The sequence below is a fragment of the Streptomyces sp. NPDC059679 genome (assembly GCF_042734105.1).
Classification (GTDB): Bacteria; Actinomycetota; Actinomycetes; order Streptomycetales; family Streptomycetaceae; genus Streptomyces.
The window spans coordinates 32,595-52,396 of the sequence record NZ_JBHWES010000035.1; the positions used below are offsets into that span (position 1 = coordinate 32,595).

Genomic DNA, 19,802 nt, shown 5'->3' on the forward strand with positions numbered 1-19,802 from the left:
GGCGGGGCTTGACCCGGCCCCATCCCCCACCAGCCGCCGGTCCCCCCCGTACGGGGCCGCCCCCGCACCCCCGCGGCCGGCCCCGGCCCGCCCCCCCGGGGCCGGCGCCGGTCCGCCTCGTGGACGCGTACGAGGGGGCGTACGCGTATCCAGTCGGCGCGTCCCGCCACGAAAGGACATCCGATGGATCTGGCCTCGGACCTGGCACCCGACTTCTGGGCCGCGGGATGCCATCTACGGGAACGCGTCACCCCGTCCTCCGCGCCACCCGCCCCCGCCGACCCGACTCTTGCCACGGCCCGGCTCGCCGGCTGGCGGGCGCTCGCGCCCTTTCGCGGCCCCGACGAGCGCTTCATCGACGGACTCCGCCCGGTCGGGGTGACAGCGCCGGTGCTGCACCGGCTGCTCGGCGAGGACCCCACGGCGCTCGCCGCCCGGCTGCCCGGCCGCCCGGCGTGGGCGCGGCGGGTGCGCTCCGCCCGCCCGACCCCCGCCCCGCCCGGTACGGAGCCGCTGCCGGGGCTGCTGCGGGTCGCCGAACCCCTGGTCCGGCAGGCGCAGGACCGGCTGCGCACGGCCCTGCGCCGCCTCGGCCCGTTCCCCGCGGAGCTGGACGGGCTGTGCGAGGCCCTGTCGGCGAGCGTGCCGGCCGACCGGCTGGCCATGGTGCTCAAGCCCACCATGATCCTGGAGATCAACGTGGCGCGTGTCGAGGGCCGACTCGCGTCCGGAAGGACCGGCGAGGAGCGTTACCGCCTCTTCGTCGACTCGCTCACCAGTCCCCGGGTCCAGCACCGCCTGTGGGCCGAGTACCCGGTGCTGGCCCGGTGCGTGGCCGAACTGCTCGACAGCTGGGTGGCGAGCCGTACGCGCTTCGCCCGGCATCTGCGCGACGACCTCGGCGAGTTGTGCGACGCCCTGCTGTCCGGCACCCGTCCTGGGGGCGTGGCGGCGGTGCGCTTCGGCCACGGCGATGTCCACCGCCGGGGCAGCTCGGTGTGCCGGGTCGACTTCCACGACGCGCCATCGGTGTTCTACAAACCCCGGTCGCTCGCCGTGGACGAGCAGTTCGCCCGCGTTCTGCACCGCTTCAACGAGGACAGCCCGTACGCCCTGCGCACCCCGCGCACCCTGACCCGCGCGGACCACGGCTGGGCGGAGTGCGTGACGGCCCGGCCCTGTGCGACGACACGGGACGTGGCCGGCTTCTACTGGCGCACCGGCGCGCTGCTGGCCCTGGTGCACGCGCTGGGTGGCACCGACTTCCACCACGAGAACATCATCGCCGCCGGCGAACACCCGGTCCTCGTCGACCTCGAAGCACTGCTGCACCCCCGTGCCCCCGAGCGCGCGGGAGACGGCGGCGGGGGAGACAGCGGCGGGAAGGAGCAGCCGGAGGAGCCGGCCCTCGTCGCGCTGCGCGAGTCGGTGCGGGCCACCGCGCTGCTGCCCACCAAGGTGGTGCTGGACCGGGCCGCGGCGGGCGCGCCCGCAGCGGACTACAGCGGGCTGAACGGGGCCCGGGACCAGCCGTCGGTCGTGCCGGTGCCCGTCGAGAAGAACCCGGGCACCGACGAGGTGCACATCGTGTGGGAACACGTGACCACCCCCGGCGGGGAGAACCGGCCGCGGCTGCCCGACGGCACACCCGCTGACCCCGCGGACCACACCCCCGACGTGCTGGCGGGTTTCCGCTTCGGCTACGACTGGATCAGCGCCCGGCGCGCGGAACTCCTGGCGCCCGGCGGCCTGGTGTCCGGCTTCGCCGGCACACCGGTGCGCTTCCTGCCCCGGGCGAGCTTCGTCTACGCCAAGGTGCTCGCCGAGAGCACCCACCCGGACTTTCTGCGGGACGCGCTGGAACGGGAGCGCAGCACGGCACGGCTGTGCGCGGGGCGGTACGCGGGGGCCGCGGGTGAGGCGGTCGTACGCGCCGAGATGGACGCGGTGCTGCGCGGGGACATCCCGCTGTTCGAGGCGTTGCCAGGGTCGCGGAAGCTGCTGCTCGACGACGGGCGGACGGTGCCCGGGTTCTTCGCCGAACCCGCGCTCGGCGCGGTGCGCGGCCGTATCGAGGCCATGGGCCCCGAGGACCGGGATTTCCAGGAGCGGATCATCGCCGGGTCGTTCGTCGGCAGCGTCGATATGAGCCTGCTGGAGGAGCGGCCCGCCACGGTCCCCGGCCCGGCCGGGCCGATGGCCCGCAGCGCCGACACCGAAGAACTCGTCGCCGCCGCCACCGCGATCGGTGACCGGGTACGACACCTCGCCATCGTCCGGGACGGGCGGATCGGCTGGGTCGCACCGCAGCCGGTGGCGCACGGGGTCTGGGACCTCGCCCCGCTCGGCCAGGACCTCTACTCGGGACTGTCCGGCATCGGCCTCTTCCTCTCCCGGCTGGGCCGGATCAGCGGCCACCGGCGTTTCACGCAAATGGCGTCGGACATCGCCGACGAGGTGGTCCGCCGGGTCACCTCCCCGCCGCGGGCCCTCGCCGCGAAAGACGCCCACGGTGGCGAGGACACGGACATCGGCGCGTTCGGCGGCTGGATGGGGCCGGTGTACTTCCTGGCGCACCTCGACCGGCTGCTGGGCGGCACACCGCATCTGGCGGCTGTACGCGAGCCCGCGCTGTCCGCCGTGGAACGGGCCCTGGGCGGCACCAAGGCGTTCGACGTCGTGGCCGGTTCGGCGGGCTGCGCCCTGGCCCTGCTCACCCTGATCGACGCCGGAGGCGACCCCGACGGCCGAGCGGCGGCCCTCGCCCGCGCCACCGCCCGCCACCTGGTAACCGGCGCCGTCCCCGGTGCCACCGGGACCGCTCTGAGCTGGGAACACCACCAGATCGACAGCACCCGGCCGCTCACCGGCCTCGCCCATGGAACGGCGGGCATCGTGACCGCCCTCGCCCGGCTGCACCCCCTCGCGCCCGACGAGGGCTGCGCCGAGGCGATGGCCGGCGGGCTGGCGTACGAGACGGAGGTGTACGACGCCGAGGCGGGGAACTGGCCCGACTTCCGCGCCGAGGCCGTGTCACCCTTCCGGTCGCTGTGGTGCCACGGTGGCGCCGGCATCGCCATGTCCCGGCTCGACCTGATCGGCAGGCCCGGGACCGCCGGCCGGGAGGAGGAGCTGGCCGCCCAGGCGATGGCTGCCCTGCGGCTCGACGGCATCAGCGACACCGGCGAGACCAGCCCGCACCGGCTCATGGGCCGGGGCAGCGACAGCATGTGCCATGGCGACCTCGGCAACCTCGAACTCGTCCTGCTGGCCGAGCGGAGCGGCAGATCGGAGCCCGGTGGGCTGATGCGGCTGCTGGGACAGAAGCTCGACACCGCCGCGGAGCGCGGCTGGGTGTGCGGTTCGCCGACCCGCAGCGAGACACCGGGCCTGCTGACGGGCCTCTCGGGGGTGGGACACCAGCTGCTGCGCTTCGCCCGCCCGGACCAGGTGCCCTCCGTCCTGCTACTGCACCCGCCGGTCAGCGCAGCGCCGTACGGAGCCACCGCAGGTCGTCCTGGGTGACGGGGTCGGCGATGTCGTCGAACTCGGTGTGCTTCTTCAGGAACTTCGCCACGTAGGGGCAGATGGGTACGGCGCGCAGCCCGCTGTCGCGCACATCGGTCAGCGCGTGCTGGACGAGGAACGAGGCGAGGCCCTGCCCGGCGAAGGCGTCGTCGATCTCGGTGTGGAAGAAGACGCGCTGCTCGCCGCGGTCGCGGTACTCCGTGAAGCCGGCGAGCTGCCCGCCGACCAGGATCTCGTAGCGGTGCTTGTGGTCCTCTCGGCTGACCACGGGCGCGGCGGCAGGCTCTGTCATCGTGTTCCGTTCGGCGAAGGCGGTACGGGGCTCATGCCCCAGGTCAACCTAACCCGCCGGACGGGCGCGGTATGCCGACGGGTGCACGCGGCCTTGCCCCACAGCGCACTGGCGACGGGGCGCGGCTGATCCTGGCATGCGATGATCGGTGAGTGCGCTGATCTCGTCAGGAGATGGCCGCAACGGCTCGTCCCTCGGGGAGTGGAGATGGATCTGCGGCAGATGGAGGTGGTCGTCGCGGTCGCCGAGGAAGGCGGGTTCACCGCGGCGGCGCGGCGGCTGCATGTGGTGCAGTCGGCTGTGTCCGGTACGGTCCGCGCGCTGGAGAAGGAGATGGGGACCCGGCTCTTCGACCGCACCACGCACCGGGTCGCCCTCACCCCGGCCGGTGAGGCGTTCGTGCCCGCCGCCCGCGCGGCGCTGCGGGCGGCGGAGCAGGCACGGGCGGCGGTCGACGTGGCGCGGGGCGAGCTGCGCGGGCAGGTCACGGTCGGCACGATGCAGGGCGTCTGGGTCGGGCTGCACCGCGCGCTGGCCCGGCTGCGGGCGGAACACCCACGGGTGGTGGTCCGGCTCCGGCAGGGGCCGGTGGCCGATATCCGGGAGGCGCTGCGCGACGGCTCGGTGGACCTGGCCGTGGTGGCCCTGGACCGCCAGCAGCAGCGGGGGTTGCTGGTCCGGCCGCTGGTGCGCGAGGAGATGGTGCTCGCGGCCTCGCCGGTACGCGGCTTCGCCCAGGACGACCAGGTCACCTTCGCCGAGGTCGCCCGGATGCCGTTCATCGACTTCACGCCCGGCTGGGCGATCCGCTCCGCGGTGGACCGGGCCTTCCGGGCCGCCGTGGTCGAGCGCGTCCCGGCCTTCGAGGTCAACGACATCGTCGCGGCGTCCGAACTGGTCCGGCACGACCTCGGGGTGTGCGTCATACCGGAGTCGATCGCCGCTCGCTTCCCCGATCTGGCGCTGCGCCGATTCGTCCGGAACCCACCGCGCTGGCACGTCATGGTGGTGCGGCCCCGGGGGGAGACTCCACCGGCGACCGCCGCGCTGCTGCGCCACATCACGCCCGCGGCTGTATGACCCGAGCGCCGACCCCGTCCCCGGGTGTCGGCGCTCGCGTACGGCCGGTGTGCGCCATCAGTGGGCGGCGCGCCGGGCCCTCCGGTGCTCCGCGGTCCAGTGCTCCGTGGTCCAGTAGAGCAAGGCCAGGACGGGCAGGGCGGCCCCGAGCGCGGCCACCGCGGTCCAGCCACCCGCGCGGTAGGCGAGGGAACCGAGCTGCGATCCGAGCGCGCCCCCGGCGAAGAAGATGGCGATGAAGGCGCTGTTGAGGCGGGCGCGGGCGGCCGGGTCCAGCCGGTAGATGGTGTGCTGGCCGAGGATGAGGGTGGTCTGCACGGCCATGTCGAGCAGGATCGCGGCCAGCGCGATCAGGACGACGCTGTGCTGGCCGAAGCCGGCGACCGCGGAGGCGAGCGCCGCGACGGCGAAGGCGGCACCGGACATCGGCCGCGCCAGCCCGCGGTCGGCCCAGTGTCCGGCCAGCGGTGCCACGGCCGCACCCGCGGCGCCGACCAGGGCGAAGACTCCCACACCGATCGCGGAGTAGTGGAACTCCGGGCCGGTGAGCTGATACGAGACGGTGGTCCAGAAGGCGCTGAACGCACCGAACATCGCGGCCTGGTACAGCCCCCGGCGCAGCAGCGCGGGGTGGGTGCGCACCAGCCGGATGGTGGAGCGGAGCACATGGTGGTACGGGGCGCCGGTGGTCGGGGCGTGCTCGGGCAGGGCCCGGTACAGGGCCACGGCCAGCAGCGCCATCAGGACCGCCGAGCCCAGGTAGACCACCCGCCACCCGGCCACATCGGAGACCAGGCTGCTGAGCGTGCGGGAGAGCAGGATTCCGGTGAGCAGTCCGCTCATCACCCGGCCCACGATCCGGCCCCGGGCGTGGTCGGGGGCCAGGCTCGCGGCGAACGGGACCAGGATCTGGGCCACGACCGAGGTGGCCCCGCTGACCAGGGATGCGATCAGCAGTACCGGGAAGCTGGCCGCCGTACCGGCGACGAGCAGGGCGACCGTGGTGACCGCCAGCAGGACGGTGACGAGCCGGCGCTTCTCGAACCGGTCGCCGAGCGGGACCAGGAAGAGCATGCCCACCACATAGCCGATCTGGGTGAGCGTGATCAGCCCGCCCGCGGTGGCGGTGTCGATGTGGAAGACATCGCTCAGCGAGGCCAGCAGGGGCTGGGCGTAGTAGAGGTTGGCGGCCGTCAGGCCGGTGCCGACGGCGAGCAGCGCGACCAGCCACCCCGGAACACCGGAGCCGGCCCGCGCGGGCGCGGCCACCGGGGGAGTGGTCGGGCGGGAGGAACGGGGAGCGGTCGGGCGGGAGGAACGGGGAGTGGTCGGGCGGGGGGAACGGAGCCGTGTGGTGATCATGGGCTCGGACACCTTCTCGGACGGGGCTTCGCGGTGGTGGAGCGACTGCTTCGGCGCTCGCATGGGTGCAAGCGCTCGGCAGGCGTCGGATGCTTCCCCTGTCGCGGCGATGATCCGGGACAACTGTCATCTGTGAGGGAGATGACCGAGCGCGGCGTCCTGACCGGGGCCGCCTTGGCGGGGCCTGCGGGCGGCGAAGTACTGTACGACCTGGGTCGCCGTCATCGCGGAGGTGCCCGTCGAGCGACTCAGGAACATGATCTATGCGAATCCCACCGTCCACCGGACCGTCCATGCGGGCTCGTGACCCGCGCGAGAAGCACCGCGTGGCGACATCACTGGAACTGCTCTTCGACCTGTGCTTCGTGGTCGCCGTGAGCCAGGCATCCTTCAGCCTCCACCACGCGGTCACCAGCGGCCACTATGCGTCGGGCGTCCTGCACTACCTGATCGTCTTCTTCAGCGTGTGGTGGGCGTGGATGAACTTCACGTGGTTCGCCTCCGCCTACGACCCGCAGGACACCCCGTACCGGCTGACGGTGTTCGTCCAGATCACCGGATCGCTGATCCTCGCGGCCGGTGTGCGGCGGGCGTTCGAGGGGGACGACCTCAGCGTCATCGTCCTGGGGTACGTCGTGATGCGCACCGCGCTGGCCGGGCTGTGGCTGCGCGCCTCGCGGGCCGACCCCGAAAGGCGCCGGACCACCCTGCGCTTCGCCTGCGGAGTGGTGGCCTGTCAGATCGGCTGGATCGCGCTGCTGTTCGTGCCGGACGCGGTGCATGCGCCGGGTATCGCGGTGCTGGTGGTGGCGGAGGTGGCCGTGCCGGTGTGGGCGCAGTCGGCCGGGATGACCCCCTGGCATCCGCACCACATCGCCGAGCGCTACGAGCTGTTCACGCTGATCGTGCTCGGCGAGTCCGTCGCCTCCGCCACGGCCGCGGTCCGCACCGCCTTCGACGAACACCCCACCGGGGCGCTGTACGCGGTGGCGGCGGGCGGGCTGCTCATGGTCTTCGCCATGTGGTGGGTGTACTTCGCCCGCCCCGCGCACACCCTGCTCGCCACCACGCACCAGGCCCCCGGCAGACGATTCGGGTGGGCGTACGGCCACTACCTGATCTTCGGTTCGGCGGCGGCCATCGGGGCGGGGCTGGGGGTGAGCGCCGACCAGGTCACCCACCGCACGGACGTGCCCCCGGAGGTCGCCGGTGCCATGGTGGCCGTCCCGGCGGCCGTCTTCCTGCTCACCGTATGGGCGCTGCATCTGCGGCCCCACCAGCAGTGTGCCGGCGAGTCGGTGCCCTTCCTCGTCGCCGCCGCCCTCGTTCTGCTGACCGTGTTCTCCCCGGCGCCGGCCCTGGCCACGGGGATCGTCCTGGCGGTGCTGGCCGCGGTCGTCACGGTGACCCGCGGCGGTCGGCCGGCCGCCGCCTGAGCCGCCGCGGCCACCCGCCGCCGGCCAAGCCGCGCTCTTTGGCCCGGACCTCACAACAGCCAACGCCGTACAGCCGCAAGCCCGGCCGGGGAGTGCCCCGGCCGGGCTCGCGTGCGTATCGAGGTCCGAGCCAGCGGCGTCAGCTCGTCGCGCGGACGGCGTCGAGGATGAGGTCCGCGACGGCCTTCGGCTGGGACACCGCGACGGCGTGCGAGGCCCCTTCGACCTCGACGACGTTCGCCCCCGCCCGCTTCGCCGCGAAGCGCTGCACCTCGGGGTTGATGGCCTGGTCCGCGTCGGCCACCAGCGCCCACGAGGGCTTGGTCCGCCAGGCGGTGGCCCGGGCCGGCTCGTCGAAGGCCGCCGCGGCGAGCGGGCGCTGCGCGACCGCCAGGACCCGGGTGACCTCCTCGGGCACGTCGGCGGCGAACACCGACGGGAAGGACTCGGGCACGATGGTGAACTCCACCGCGGGCTCGGCGCCCTCGACCGGGAAGGTCGCGGGGCGCAGGTTGTCCGCCAGCGGCGGCGCCGGGAAGCGCCCCTGCAGCTCGCCGAGGCTCTCCCCCTCCTCCGGGACGTACGCGGCGACGAACACCAGCCCGACCACGTTCTCGGTGGCCCCGGCGACGGTGATGATCGCACCGCCGTAGGAGTGGCCGACCAGGATGACGGGGCCGTCGATCTGGGCGGCGACGGAGGCGACGTAAGCGGCGTCGGACGCGAGTCCCCGCAGCGGGTTGGGCGGCGCGACCACGGACACGCCGTGGCTCTGCAGCTCGCGGATGACGCCGGACCAGCTGCCCGCGTCGGCGAACGCGCCGTGGACCAGAAGAACGGTCGGAGTGGTAGATGAGGTCATATCAGATCTCCTTATCAGCGCTCGTTGAGCGCGGCGCCCAGCGTGTCCGCGGCCAGCTTGATGGCGGCCTCGGCCGCATGGGTCTCACGCAGGGCGTTGAGCATGACGAAGTCGTGGATGATGCCCTGGAAACGCACGGCGGTGACCGCGACACCGGCCTCGCGGAGCTTGTTGGCGTACGCCTCGCCCTCGTCCCGGAGGACGTCCGCCTCGCCGGTGATGACCAGGGCCGGAGGCAGACCGGTGAGCTGCTCCGTGGTGGCGCGGAGCGGGGAGGCGGTGATCTCGGCCCGCTGCGCCTCGTCGGTGGTGTACTGGTCCCAGAACCACTGCATGCCGTCCCGGCGCAGGAAGTATCCGGTGGCGAACTGGTGGTACGAACCGGTGTCGAAGTTCGCGTCGGTGACCGGGTAGAACAGCACCTGCTGGACCAGCGGCACATCGCCGCGCTCCTTGGCCATCAGGGTCAGCGCCGCGGTCATGTTGCCGCCGACCGAGTCCCCGGCCACGGCCAGACGGGTGCCGTCAAGACCCTTGGACGCGCCCTCCCGGACCACCCACTGGGCGACCGCGTAGTTCTGCTCGATGGCCACCGGGTACCGGGCCTCCGGCGACAGGTCGTACTCGGGGAAGACCACGGCCGCGCCCGCGCCGACGGCGAGTTCACGCACCAGGCGGTCATGGGTGTGGGCGTTGCCGAACACCCAACCGGCACCGTGGATGTACAGGATCACCGGCAGTTCCCCGGTGGCACCCGCCGGCTTGACGATCCGGGCCCGGACACTGCCCGTCGGACCACCGGCCACGGTGATCCACTCCTCGTCCACCTCCGGCTTGTCGATCTCGCCGGACTGCACCTCGTCGACCGCCGCTCGGCCCTCCGCCGGGGGCAGGTCGAAGAGGAACGGCGGCTTGGCGGTGGCTTCGGCGAAGGCGGCCGCGGCCGGCTCCAGGACGGGCTGGACCGGCACGATGGCGTCGGACATGTGGGGCTCCCGAATGGTGCGGGGATACGAATGGGAATGCCGGGATGAAGGGGTGGATCTCCCGGTTGCTCTGGCCACCTTAGGTCGGCCGGCGGAAAACTCTTGCCCGTCAGCGCACCGGGTCTTTCCCCGCAGCGCCATTCGTGGGACGCGGCGCGGCGCCGTGCGCTGTCGGGCCGGAAGCAGTGCGCTGCCGGGCAATACGGGGGTGCCGACGAACCCTAATGTCCTGGGCATTCCCGATGTCGTTATTTGGAGTCTGCCGAGGTGCCTACGATGCCGGTCGGCGGCTTGGTTCCGCACGCCGCCGACGATGCCGCGGACCTGATCGTCCGCAATGCCAAGATCTACACTGGGGACAGCGGGCGCCCGCACGCCGGCGCCCTGGCCATCCGCGACGGCCTCGTCACGGCCGTCGGGGACGACGCGGAGGTCGCGCCCTTCGTCGGCCCGGCCACCACCGTGGTCGACGCGCTCGGCCGACGCGTGATCCCTGGGCTCAACGACGCCCATCTGCATGTGATCCGGGGAGGCCTCAACTATGTCCTCGAACTGCGCTGGGACGGTGTGCCCACGCTGCGTCAGGCCCTGGCGATGCTGCGGGAGCAGGCGGCCCGCACCCCCAAGGGGCAGTGGGTGCGGGTGGTGGGAGGGTGGTCGGCCGAGCAGTTCGCCGAACGGCGGCTGCCCACCCCCGCCGAGCTCAACGCCGCCGCACCGGACACCCCGGTCTTCGTCCTGCATCTGTACCAGTCGGCGATCCTGAACCGGGCGGCGCTGCGCGCCGTCGGCTACACCAAGGACACCCCCGACCCCCGCGGCGGCCAGATCGTACGGGGCAGGAACGGCGAGCCCAACGGGATGCTGGTGGCCGCCCCCAGCGCCCTGATCCTCTACTCCACGCTCGCCAAGGCCCCCACACTGGAGGGGGAGGACAAGAAGACCTCCACCCAGCACTTTCTGCGCGAGCTGAACCGCTTCGGGCTGACGTCCGCGATCGACGCCGCCGGAGGTTTCCAGAACTTCCCCGACAACTACGGCACGGTCACCGAGCTGGCCAGGGACGGGCAGCTGACGCTGCGTATCGCCTACCACCTGTTTCCGCAGACCGCCGGCCAGGAGCTCGACGACCTCGCCCGCTGGATCGAGATGGTCCGCCCCGAGGACGGGGACGAGTGGCTGCGGCTGAACGGCGCGGGCGAGAACCTGACCTGGGCCGCCGCCGACTTCGAGAACTTCGCCGAGCCCCGCCCGGAACTGAGCGGCGACTACGAGACCGGGTTCGAAAAGGCGGTACGGCTCCTCATGGGGCACGGCTGGGGTTTCCGGCTGCACGCCACCTACGACGAGACCATCAGGCGCGACCTGGCGGTGTTCGAGAAGCTTGCCGCGGAAGGGCTGTTCCCGGCCGGGAACAGATGGCTGTTCGACCATGCGGAGACCGTGTCCCCGGACAGCCTCGACCGCGTCGCGGCCCTCGGCGGGGCGATGTCCGTACAGAACCGGATGTCGTTCCAGGGCGAGGTGTTCGCGCGCCGGTACGGCCTCGGCGCCGCCGCGGAGGCCCCGCCGGTGCGGGCCATGCTGGCGCGCGGGCTGACCGTCGGCGCCGGCACCGACGCCACCCGGGTGTCCTCCTACAACCCCTGGGTCGCGCTGCACTGGCTGATCTCCGGCCGGACGCTGGGCGGAATGGCCCTGCGGCCGCCGCAGAACCGGGTCGACCGGGAGACCGCTCTGACCATGTACACCCGGGCCGGTGCCGCGCTGACCGGCGAGGAGCACATCAAGGGCATCCTGCGGGAGGGCTTCTTCGGCGACCTCGCGATCCTGTCCGACGACTACTTCACCGTGCGGGAGGGGGACATCCCGCATATCGAGTCGCTGCTGACCGTCGTCGGCGGCCGGGTCGTCCACGCCGTGGCGGAGTACGAGGAGATGGCGGAGGAGATCCCGGCCGTCAGCCCCGAGTGGAGCCCGGTGGCGCACTTCGGCGGCCACTGGGCCACCGGGGGAGCCGGTGGCTCCGGTGCCCGTCAGGCGGAGCTGCTGGGGGAGGCCGCCGCGGAGTCGGAACTCCACTGGCAGTGGCGCGTCCAGCGGGGGCTTGCCGACGGGGGCCGCCCCGAGCCGTACGACCCCTGCTTCGTCCTCTGACGGTGCCTCACCCCGTTCAATGACGGTGTCTCACCCCGTCCAACCGATAACTGCCCAGAACTGCCCAGAATCGAGAAGGGAAACCACGATGGTCGACATCAACGAGGTCAGCGCCGTACCGAGCCCCGACCTGCTCACCCCGGACAACGCCGTGGTGCTGTTCGTGGACCACCAGCCGCAGATGTTCTTCGGCACCGGCAGCGGCGACCGCACCGCGATCATCAATGCCACCGTCGGCCTGGCCAAGGCCGCCAAGGTCTTCGATGTGCCGACGGTCCTGACCACCGTGGCCGCCGAGTCCTTCTCCGGCCCGATCCTGCCGCAGCTGGCGGAGGTCTTCCCGGACGCCGAGATCATCGACCGTACCTCGATGAACGCCTGGGAGGACCCGGCGCTCGTCGAGGCGGTGAAGGCCACCGGCCGCACCAAGGTGGTCATCGCCGGGCTGTGGACCGAGGTCTGCCTGGTGCTGCCCGTACTGTCCATGATCGCCCAGGGCTATGAGGTCTATGTCGTCTCCGACGCCTCGGGCGGTGTCACCCCCCAGGCCCACGAACACGCGCTCCAGCGGATGATCCAGGCCGGCGCGGTGCCGGTGACCTGGGTGCAGGTGCTGCTGGAGCTGCAGCGCGACTGGGCGAGAACGGAGACCTACGGCCCCGTCACGGAGGTCGTGAAGGAGCACGCCGGCGCCTACGGCCTCGGTGTCTTCTACGCGCAGTCCATGATCGACCCCCACGCGGCCGGCTGACCCCGACCCCCGACACCGGTCATAGGGCCAGGACCAGGAACAGGAACGGGAACCAAACACGATGGACACCGGACTGCTGATCCTCCGGGTGGTGGTGGGCCTGCTCATCGCCGGCCACGGAGTGCAGAAGGTGAGCTTCCGCCTCGGCGGCCATGGTCTGGCGGGGGGAATCGAGGAGTTCCGGCACGACGGCTTTCGCGGTGGTGCCCTCACCGCGCTCGCCGCGGGCGCCGGCCAGATCGGTTCGGGCCTGTTCCTGGCCCTCGGGGCGCTCACGCCGATGGCGGCCATGGTCGCCATCGGCGTGATGACCGTCGCGATCACGGTCAAGTGGCAGCACGGACTGTGGGTGCAGAACGACGGCTACGAGTACCCCCTGGTGCTGGTCGTCGTCTGCGCGGCGCTGTCCTTCACGGGCTCCGGCCGATGGTCCGCCGACCATGCGATCGGCCTGGACTGGCCGGTGTGGCTGTCGTCGGCGGCGATCGCCCTCGGCCTGGCCAGCGGCCTGCTCACCCGCCTTGTCCTGCACCGCTCGACCACCGAGGATCCGACCACCGAGGAGAGGATGACCGCCGATGCGCGCACTGCTGACTGACGCGGCCCGCACCCTGGTACCGCCCCGCGCGGACCGGCACGGCCCGCTGCCGCCGCTGATGCTGACCCTGACGCTGGTCACCGGCATCGTCGACGCGGTGAGCTACCTGGGACTCGGGCATGTCTTCGTCGCCAACATGACGGGCAATGTGGTCTTCCTCGGCTTCGCCCTGACCGGCGCCCCGGGGCTGTCGGCCTCGGCGTCCCTCGTCTCACTGGCCGTGTTCCTGACCGGCGCCCTGGCGGGAGGCCGGCTCGCGACTCGGCTGGTGGCACATCGCGGACGGCTGCTGGCCGTCGCCACGGGTGTTCAGACAGTCCTGTTCGGCGCGGCGGCGGCCACCGCGGCCGCGGCCGACGGCCGGGTCACCACAGGGGTCGAGTACGCCCTGATCGTGCTGCTCGGCCTGGCCATGGGTCTGCAGAACGCCGTGGCCCGGCGCCTCGGCGTCCCCGATATGACCACCACCGTTCTCACCCTCACCCTGACCGGGCTCGCCGCCGACTCCACCCCGGCGGGCGGCACGGCACCCCGGCCGGGCCGGCGGATCCTGTCCGTACTGGCGATGTTCCTCGGGGCCCTGATCGGCGCCCTGCTGGTGCTGCACACCCATCTCGCGGCAGCCCTCGGACTGGCGCTGCTGCTGCTCCTGGTCACCGCGCTGATCACCCACCGCGTCTCGACCGCCGACGCGCACTGGGCTCCGCCGACGAGCTGAGCGCCGCCGGTCAGCTCGCGGCGCCCTGCCATTCGCTGGGGGACATCCCGTACGTGGCCCGGAACACCCGGCTGAAGTGGGTCGGGCTGATGAACCCCCAGCGGCGGGCCACCCCCGCGATGGTCTGGCGCCCCCGGGCCAGGACCAGTTCGCGCTGGCACTCCTCCAGCCGGCGGCCCCGTATCCAGCGCCCGACCGTGGTGCCCTCGTCCCGGAAGAGCTTGTGCAGATAGCGCACCGAGATGTGGTGGGCGCGGGCGATGGCCTCCGGTGAGAGGTCGGGGTCGGGGAGGTGGTGGGTGATGAAGCGCTGGATCTTCAGCAGCATCGCCCGGCGCGCGTCCGCCATATCGGCGGGCGGCGGGGCGTGTTGCTCCATGACCAGGGTGGCCAGGAGATCCAGCGCGTTGCGGGCGACGGTCTCGCCGACCGCGGGGGCGGCGGAGGTCACCATCTCGGCCAGCTCGGACAGGAACGGCGACACCAGGGAGCCGAGCAGCGACGCACTGCGGACGGGGGCCGCCGTGACCCGGTGCAGATCGTGTTTGCCGACGCCGAGCGACTGCCGCGGCAGCAGGAAGATCTTCAGCCGGGCACCGGCGGGCATCTCCAGGAGGTGGGGGAGCTCGGCGTCGTAGAAGAGGATGTCCCCGGGGCGCAGCAGCGTCTTCGGCGCGGTGGGCCCAGCAGGCCCGCCGGACCCACCGCACCGAGGGGAGCCACTGCCACCGCCCCGCAGCCCGACGAGGTGATAGTCGCCCGGGTCGTATGCGCCCAGCCGGGCGCCGCGGCCCGGCGACTGATCGGACAGGACCGATACGGCTGTCGCCGGATCCGACCGGCCGTCGCCGAGGGACATCCGCGGTGCGGCGTCCACGACGGCGATGTCCAGACCGACGGACCTCCAGTACCGCGCGCCCTCATACTCGGCGACGGTTCCGGGGGTCTCCTCCCGCGGTTCCGCGGTGCGGCCGATTCTCACTTGCGCCTCCACCGGCACCCGACGAATGGCCCCCAACCTCGGCTTTTGTCGCCGGGATGAGGGCCTTGTTCTCTTCGTGAGTGACCATACAAGCGCAGGAAGTACAAAAAAGTGTCACTTCAGTGACCGCCGTTGGCGTCCCCATCCGGAAGGTGAACGCCAGGTGACGTCCGCTGCTCCGGCTCCTCGCCGAGCCCCACGGCATAGGAGCGCAGCAGGTCGTGGACGGAGTACCGGCCGGGGCTCAGCTCGGCGACCAGGTGGGCCCGGGTGAGCTCGGCGAGCAGCCGAGCGCTTTCCTGAGCGTCGAGCCCGGCGAGCCCGTCGAGTGCGGCGAGTTCGGCCACCGCGGACGCCGAGAGGTCGGGGCCGGGGTGGCCGGCGAGCAGCCGGAAGAGCCGGGCGGCGCCCGCCGACAGCGCGCGATACGACCAGGAGAAGACCGTGCTGACCTCGGCGGACCCTCGGGCGATGGCGTCCAGCCGGTCGTGGGCATCGCGCAGCTCGGCGGCCAGGGCGGACAGCCGGAAGCCGGGGTGTGCGGCCAGCCGGGCGGCGACGCATGACAGGGCCAGCGGCAGCCCGGCGCACAGCTCGACGATCTCGGCCGCCGCCTGGGGCTCGGCCGCGACCCGGGCGGCCCCGAGCCGGGCGGCCAGCAACTCGCGCCCCTCCTCGGCGTCGAGCCAGCACAGGTTCAGCGGATGCGCGCCGTGGTCGGCGACCAGCCCGGTCAGCGTGTCCCGGCTGGTGACGATCACCAGACAGCCGGGCGCCCCGGGCAGCAGCGGCCGCACCTGCTCGGTGTCCAGTGCGTTGTCCAGCAGAACGAGGAAGCGCCGCCCGGCCAGCAGGCTTCGGTACAGCGCGGTTTGGGCGTCCAGGCCGTGCGGCACGCGGTGCCGCGGCACCCCGAGCGCGCACAGAAAGTCGCGTACGGCCTCCCCGGGGTCGAGGGCCGTGCCGGTGGGGTCGAATCCGCGCAGGTCGACGTAGAACTGGCCGTCCGGGAAGCGGTCTGCCACCTGGTGGGCCCAGTGCACGGCCAGCGTGGTCTTGCCGACCCCGGCCATCCCCTCGATCACACTGATGACTGCCGTGTCGAGCGGCCGGCCCTCCTCCGGCAGCAGCGCGGACAGCTTCGCCAACTGGGCGCGCCGACCGGAGAACGCCGGCAGGTCCTGGGGCAGCTGGGCGGGCCGCGGTTCGGAATACCCGACCCCCGGCAGAGGGATGGCCGACAGCGAGTTCGCCGACAGCAGCCCGCCGTCCGCCGGCTCCCCGCCGAGCGCGGCCCCGGAGCCCGCGGCAGAGCGCGTCGCCGGACGGGACTCGCGCAGCACCGCCCCATGGGCGTCGGACAGCTCCCGCCCCGGGGCCAGGCCCAGTTCGTCCGCGAGCCGGGTGACGGCGGCGCGGTGGGTCTCCAGCGCCTCGGCCCGCTGGCCGGTGGCCGCCAGGGCGCGCACCAGCCTGGCCAGCAGGGGTTCGTCCAGCGGGCTGGCCAGGGCCGCCTTCCGGAGCTCGTCCAGGACCGGGGCCGTCATCCCGGTGCGCAGCGCCGCGTCCGCCAGCTCCTTCACCGCCGCGAGGTGCTCCCGGTCGAGTACGTCGAGAAAGGCGCGCGCCCGTATCTCGACGGACACATCGGCGCCGGCCGGTCCCCTCCAGAGCGCCAGCGCCTCGGTGAGCAGCGTCACGGCCCGCCCGGGGGACCGGTCGGCGGCCTCGTCGGCCTGCTCGCGCAGCCGGCGGAAGCGGAGGAGGTCCAGCGAGTCCGCGTCGACTGCGATCCGGTAGCCGGCCGCCTCACGCAGCAGCCAGTGACCGGGCGCCCTCAGCGGCAGCCCGGGCTCCAGGGTGCGGCGCAGGATTCCGATGTGCCGGCGGACGACGTTGACGGCGCTGCCGGGCGGGTCCTCGCCCCACAGGGCGTCCACGATCTCGCCCAGCCCGACGGGTCGCCCCGCCCGCGCGAGCAACAGGCCCAGCAGTACGCGCTGTTGGGGGCGTCCCAGATCCAGCTCTGCCCCGGCCCGCCAGGCCCGTATGGGCCCCAGCACCGCGAACCGTACAGATTCCCGCGACACCCTCGCTCCTCTCATACCCTCAGCGCGTGAATACGGCGGCAAATAGTACAGGGGCGACAGCGCCTCAGCCGGTGATGCGTCCGGTCACCCCCGGTGCGCCTCGCCACCCGGGGCCAGGCGCGCGCTCACCTTCCCTGCGTCGGGGTGTTCCAGCTCGTTGAGCAGCGACAATGCCTCCTGCCAGGCGGCCCGGGCGGCTTCGGAGTCGCCCAGCGCGCTGTGCACGTCCCCGAGGTCGGTCAGCGTCTGGGCCTCCATATAGGGCACGCCCAGCTCCTGGTACAGCTCGAGGGCGTTGCCGTACCCGCCGAGGGCGCGCGTATGGCGGCCGACCTGCTGATGGATGTAGCCGATGCTGTGCCAGGCCGCGGCCTCGCCGTAGCGGTCTCCGTACTCCCGCAGCACCGGCAGCGCCGTGCGGCAGTGGCTGAACGCGAGGTCGTACTCGCCGAGGAGGGCGTGGTACCAGGCCACCGAGGCCAGGACGCTCGCCCACGCGGGCCGGTCCTTCCTCGACCGCAACAGCTCCAGCGCCTGCTGGTTGTGGCGCAGCGCCCCGCGGAGATCGCCCAGTTGCTCGGCGGTCCAGCCGAGACTGCGGTGGGTGTTGCCCCGCGCGATGTCGTCGCCGAGCTCCGTGAAGAGGCACAGGGCGCGTTCGAGATGCGTACGGGTCTCGTCGTGCCGGCCGAGGCGGCCCTCGACGCGGGCGAGGGCCCGCAGGGCGCGGGCCTCCATGGCGGGCAGGCCCGTCCGCAGGGCGGCTCCCAGGGCGGCGCGCTGGACCGTGGCCCAGTCGTGCCAGTGGCCCCGGCGGTCGAAGAATGCCTCCAGGGCCCAGGCCAACTGGCAGGCTCGGGTGTCGAATCCGCCTCGCACCGCGACGTCCACCGCCAGCAGCAGCGCCGGGTACTCGGCGGTGAGCCAGTCGAGTGCCCGCTCGGCGGAGGAGAAGGTCTCGAGGGTCACCCCGGGCCGCGGCGGCGCGGGAGGGATCGGGTCCAGGTGCGGGGCGAGCAGCAGATCCGCGGCGTGGGCGGCGTGCGCGTAGTGGTCGAGCAGCCGGTGGAGGGCCGCCCGGCGCTCGTCCTGCGAATCCTGGGCCCGCGCCAGCTCCCGGGAGTAGGCGCGCAGCAGGTCGTGCAGGACGTACCGGCCCGGAGTGTGTTCGCCGATCAGCTGCACCTGGGTGAGCTCGGTCAGCAACGGCCATGTCTCGCGCAGCGGAAGGCCGACCAGACTGGCCGCCGCCGTGGCGGAGATGTCCGGTCCGGCCTGCAGGCCGAGCACCCGGAACAACCGGGCGGCGGCGGGGGAGATGGCGCGGCAGGACCAGGAGAACACCGCGCCGACATCGGTGGACACCTCACCGCCCGCGAACCCCTCGAGGCTTTCCCGGGTCTCCCGCAACTCGTCGGCCACGACCGACAGCGGAACGTCGGGACTCAGCGCCACGCGGGCGGCGACGCAGGCCAGGGCGAGCGGCAGCCCGGCGCACCGTTCGGCGATCTCCGCGACGGCTCCCGGGGCATCCGACACCCGGCCGTCCCCGAGCCGGCGGGCCAGGAACTCACGGGCCTCGTCCACATCGAGCGGCCGCAGGCTCAGCGTATGGGCGCCGTACGCCGCCAGCAGCCCCTGCATCTGGTTGCGGCTGGTGACGATCGTGAGACAGCCGGGCGAGCCGGGCAGCAGCGGCCGTACCTGGTCCGTGCCCGCGGCGTTGTCCAGCAGCACCAGGACCCGGCGGCCGGCCAGCAGGCTGCGGTAGAGCGCGGTCTGGGCGTCCAGGCCGTTCGGGATGTGCTGCGGCGGCACACCCAGGGCGTCGAGAAAGCCGCGTACGGCCTCCCCGGGGGTCATGGCGGGCCCCGTCGGGTCGAATCCGCGCAGGTTGACGTAGAGCTGTCCGTCGGGGAAACGGTCGGCGACCTGATGGGCCCAGTGCACGGCCAGGGTGGTCTTGCCGATCCCGGCCATCCCGCCGATGGCGCTGATCAGCACCGTGGAGGTGTCCTGCCCCGCCCCTGGTAACCGGGCCAGCACCTCCGCCATTTCCGTTCTGCGGCCGGTGAACACCGGCAGGTCGGGCGGGAGCTGGGCGGGGCTGGGCGCGGTGTAGCCGGTGCGCCCGGACGGCCCGTCAGGGGCGGGCCCGCCTGCCGCAGGCGCCGCCTCCCGGGGCTTACGCCCGGCCGCCACCGCCTGAGCCGCCAGCAGCTCCGCGCCGGGCGATATGCCCAGTTCGTCGGTGAGGCGTATGCGGGCCCCCTCGTACACCTCAAGTGCCTCGGACCGGTGCCCGGCCGCCGCCAGGGCGAGCACCAGCCGGGACAGCAGCGGCTCGTCCAGCGGGCTCGCGGCGGCGGCCGCCCGCAGCGCCGGCAGCACCAGGTCGGCCGCGTCGGCGCCCAGGGCCAGATCGGCCGACTCCTTGACGGCCGCCAGGTGTTCCCGGTCCAGCGCCGCGAGCAGCGGGTGGCCGCGCACCTCGGCGGCGATCCCGGAGGCGGCGGGCCCCTGCCACAGAGCCAGCCCCTCGACGCTCAGCGCCACGGCCCGCCCGGCTGCGCCCTCCGCCGCGGCCCGCCGGGCCCTCTCCCGCAGGCTCCGGAAGCGCAGCAGGTCCAGGGAGTCGTTGTCGACCTCCAGACGGTAGCCACCCGCACCGCGCAGCAGCCAACGGCCCGCCGCCCGCGTGGGCAGCCCCGGCTCCAGCAGCCGGCGCACCGCGCCCACATGCCGGTGGATCACATTGGCGGCGCTGTCCGGCGGGTCCTCGCCCCACAGGGCGTCGACCAGGCCGTCCATCGAGACCGTCCGCCCGGCCCCCGCCAGCAGCAGTGCCAGCAGCGCCCTGCGCTGAGGGCGCCCCAGGTCGAGTTCGCTCTCCCCACGCCAGGCCCTGACCGGCCCCAGGAGCGCGAACCGCACGGGACCCTGTGACAACTCACCCTCCG

Annotated in this window: 14 protein-coding genes; 7 read left to right on the forward strand and 7 right to left on the reverse strand. The window is 73.2% G+C overall.

Annotated features, from left to right (window positions below; translation table 11 throughout):
* The first annotated feature begins 183 nt into the window (after positions 1-183).
* Complete coding sequence (locus tag ACFV2X_RS31505; protein WP_385622959.1) at positions 184-3,525, forward strand: type 2 lanthipeptide synthetase LanM family protein; 3,342 nt, start codon at positions 184-186, stop codon at positions 3,523-3,525.
* On the opposite strand, the gene ACFV2X_RS31510 is transcribed toward ACFV2X_RS31505, so the two are convergent.
* Entirely contained in the window at positions 3,482-3,820 is a 339-nt protein-coding gene (locus ACFV2X_RS31510) for a GNAT family N-acetyltransferase (protein WP_385622961.1), read from the reverse strand. The two genes, ACFV2X_RS31505 and ACFV2X_RS31510, sit on opposite strands and share 44 nt — an antisense overlap.
* Before the next feature lie 207 nt (positions 3,821-4,027).
* On the opposite strand from ACFV2X_RS31510, the gene ACFV2X_RS31515 reads away from it, so the two are divergent.
* Entirely contained in the window at positions 4,028-4,900 is an 873-nt protein-coding gene (locus ACFV2X_RS31515) for a LysR family transcriptional regulator (RefSeq protein ID WP_385622963.1), read from the forward strand.
* 57 nt (positions 4,901-4,957) lie between these two features.
* Here ACFV2X_RS31515 and ACFV2X_RS31520 read toward each other — a convergent pair whose 3' ends face one another.
* Entirely contained in the window at positions 4,958-6,262 is a 1,305-nt protein-coding gene (locus ACFV2X_RS31520; RefSeq protein WP_385622965.1) for an MFS transporter, read from the reverse strand.
* A gap of 326 nt (positions 6,263-6,588) precedes the next feature.
* Between ACFV2X_RS31520 and ACFV2X_RS31525 the strand changes: the two genes are divergently transcribed.
* Positions 6,589-7,698: a low temperature requirement protein A gene (locus ACFV2X_RS31525; RefSeq protein WP_385622967.1), complete on the forward strand. Its 1,110-nt coding sequence runs from the start codon at positions 6,589-6,591 to the stop codon at positions 7,696-7,698.
* Positions 7,699-7,837: 139 nt separating this feature from the next.
* Here ACFV2X_RS31525 and ACFV2X_RS31530 read toward each other — a convergent pair whose 3' ends face one another.
* Together ACFV2X_RS31530 and ACFV2X_RS31535 are read right to left on the reverse strand one after the other, a co-directional pair.
* Positions 7,838-8,560 (reverse strand): alpha/beta fold hydrolase, encoded by a 723-nt coding sequence (locus ACFV2X_RS31530; protein ID WP_385622970.1) that lies wholly within the window; start codon positions 8,558-8,560, stop codon positions 7,838-7,840.
* Between the two features lie 14 nt (positions 8,561-8,574).
* Positions 8,575-9,546: an alpha/beta hydrolase gene (locus ACFV2X_RS31535; RefSeq protein ID WP_385622973.1), complete on the reverse strand. Its 972-nt coding sequence runs from the start codon at positions 9,544-9,546 to the stop codon at positions 8,575-8,577.
* Between the two features lie 276 nt (positions 9,547-9,822).
* On the opposite strand from ACFV2X_RS31535, the gene ACFV2X_RS31540 reads away from it, so the two are divergent.
* The 4 genes from ACFV2X_RS31540 (at position 9,823) to ACFV2X_RS31555 (ending at position 13,770) form a co-directional block, all read left to right on the forward strand.
* A complete protein-coding gene (locus ACFV2X_RS31540) occupies positions 9,823-11,703 on the forward strand; it encodes an amidohydrolase (protein WP_385622976.1) in 1,881 nt (626 codons plus the stop codon).
* 88 nt (positions 11,704-11,791) lie between these two features.
* Entirely contained in the window at positions 11,792-12,454 is a 663-nt protein-coding gene (locus ACFV2X_RS31545) for a hydrolase (protein WP_385622979.1), read from the forward strand.
* 61 nt (positions 12,455-12,515) lie between these two features.
* Positions 12,516-13,052 (forward strand): DoxX family protein, encoded by a 537-nt coding sequence (locus ACFV2X_RS31550; RefSeq protein WP_385622982.1) that lies wholly within the window; start codon positions 12,516-12,518, stop codon positions 13,050-13,052.
* Positions 13,033-13,770, forward strand: a complete 738-nt coding sequence (locus ACFV2X_RS31555; protein ID WP_385622985.1) for a YoaK family protein — start codon at positions 13,033-13,035, stop codon at positions 13,768-13,770. The genes ACFV2X_RS31550 and ACFV2X_RS31555 overlap by 20 nt, the downstream gene beginning before the upstream one ends.
* A 10-nt stretch (positions 13,771-13,780) precedes the next feature.
* Here ACFV2X_RS31555 and ACFV2X_RS31560 read toward each other — a convergent pair whose 3' ends face one another.
* The 3 genes from ACFV2X_RS31560 to ACFV2X_RS31570 form a co-directional block, all read right to left on the reverse strand.
* Positions 13,781-14,752 carry a helix-turn-helix domain-containing protein gene (locus ACFV2X_RS31560; RefSeq protein ID WP_385622988.1) on the reverse strand — a complete coding sequence of 324 codons (972 nt, stop codon included), beginning with the start codon at positions 14,750-14,752 and terminating at the stop codon, positions 13,781-13,783.
* A 119-nt stretch (positions 14,753-14,871) separates the two neighbouring features.
* Positions 14,872-16,842: a BTAD domain-containing putative transcriptional regulator gene (locus ACFV2X_RS31565; RefSeq protein WP_385622991.1), complete on the reverse strand. Its 1,971-nt coding sequence runs from the start codon at positions 16,840-16,842 to the stop codon at positions 14,872-14,874.
* A gap of 84 nt (positions 16,843-16,926) precedes the next feature.
* Complete coding sequence (locus tag ACFV2X_RS31570; protein ID WP_385622995.1) at positions 16,927-19,791, reverse strand: BTAD domain-containing putative transcriptional regulator; 2,865 nt, start codon at positions 19,789-19,791, stop codon at positions 16,927-16,929.
* Positions 19,792-19,802: the final 11 nt, after the last annotated feature.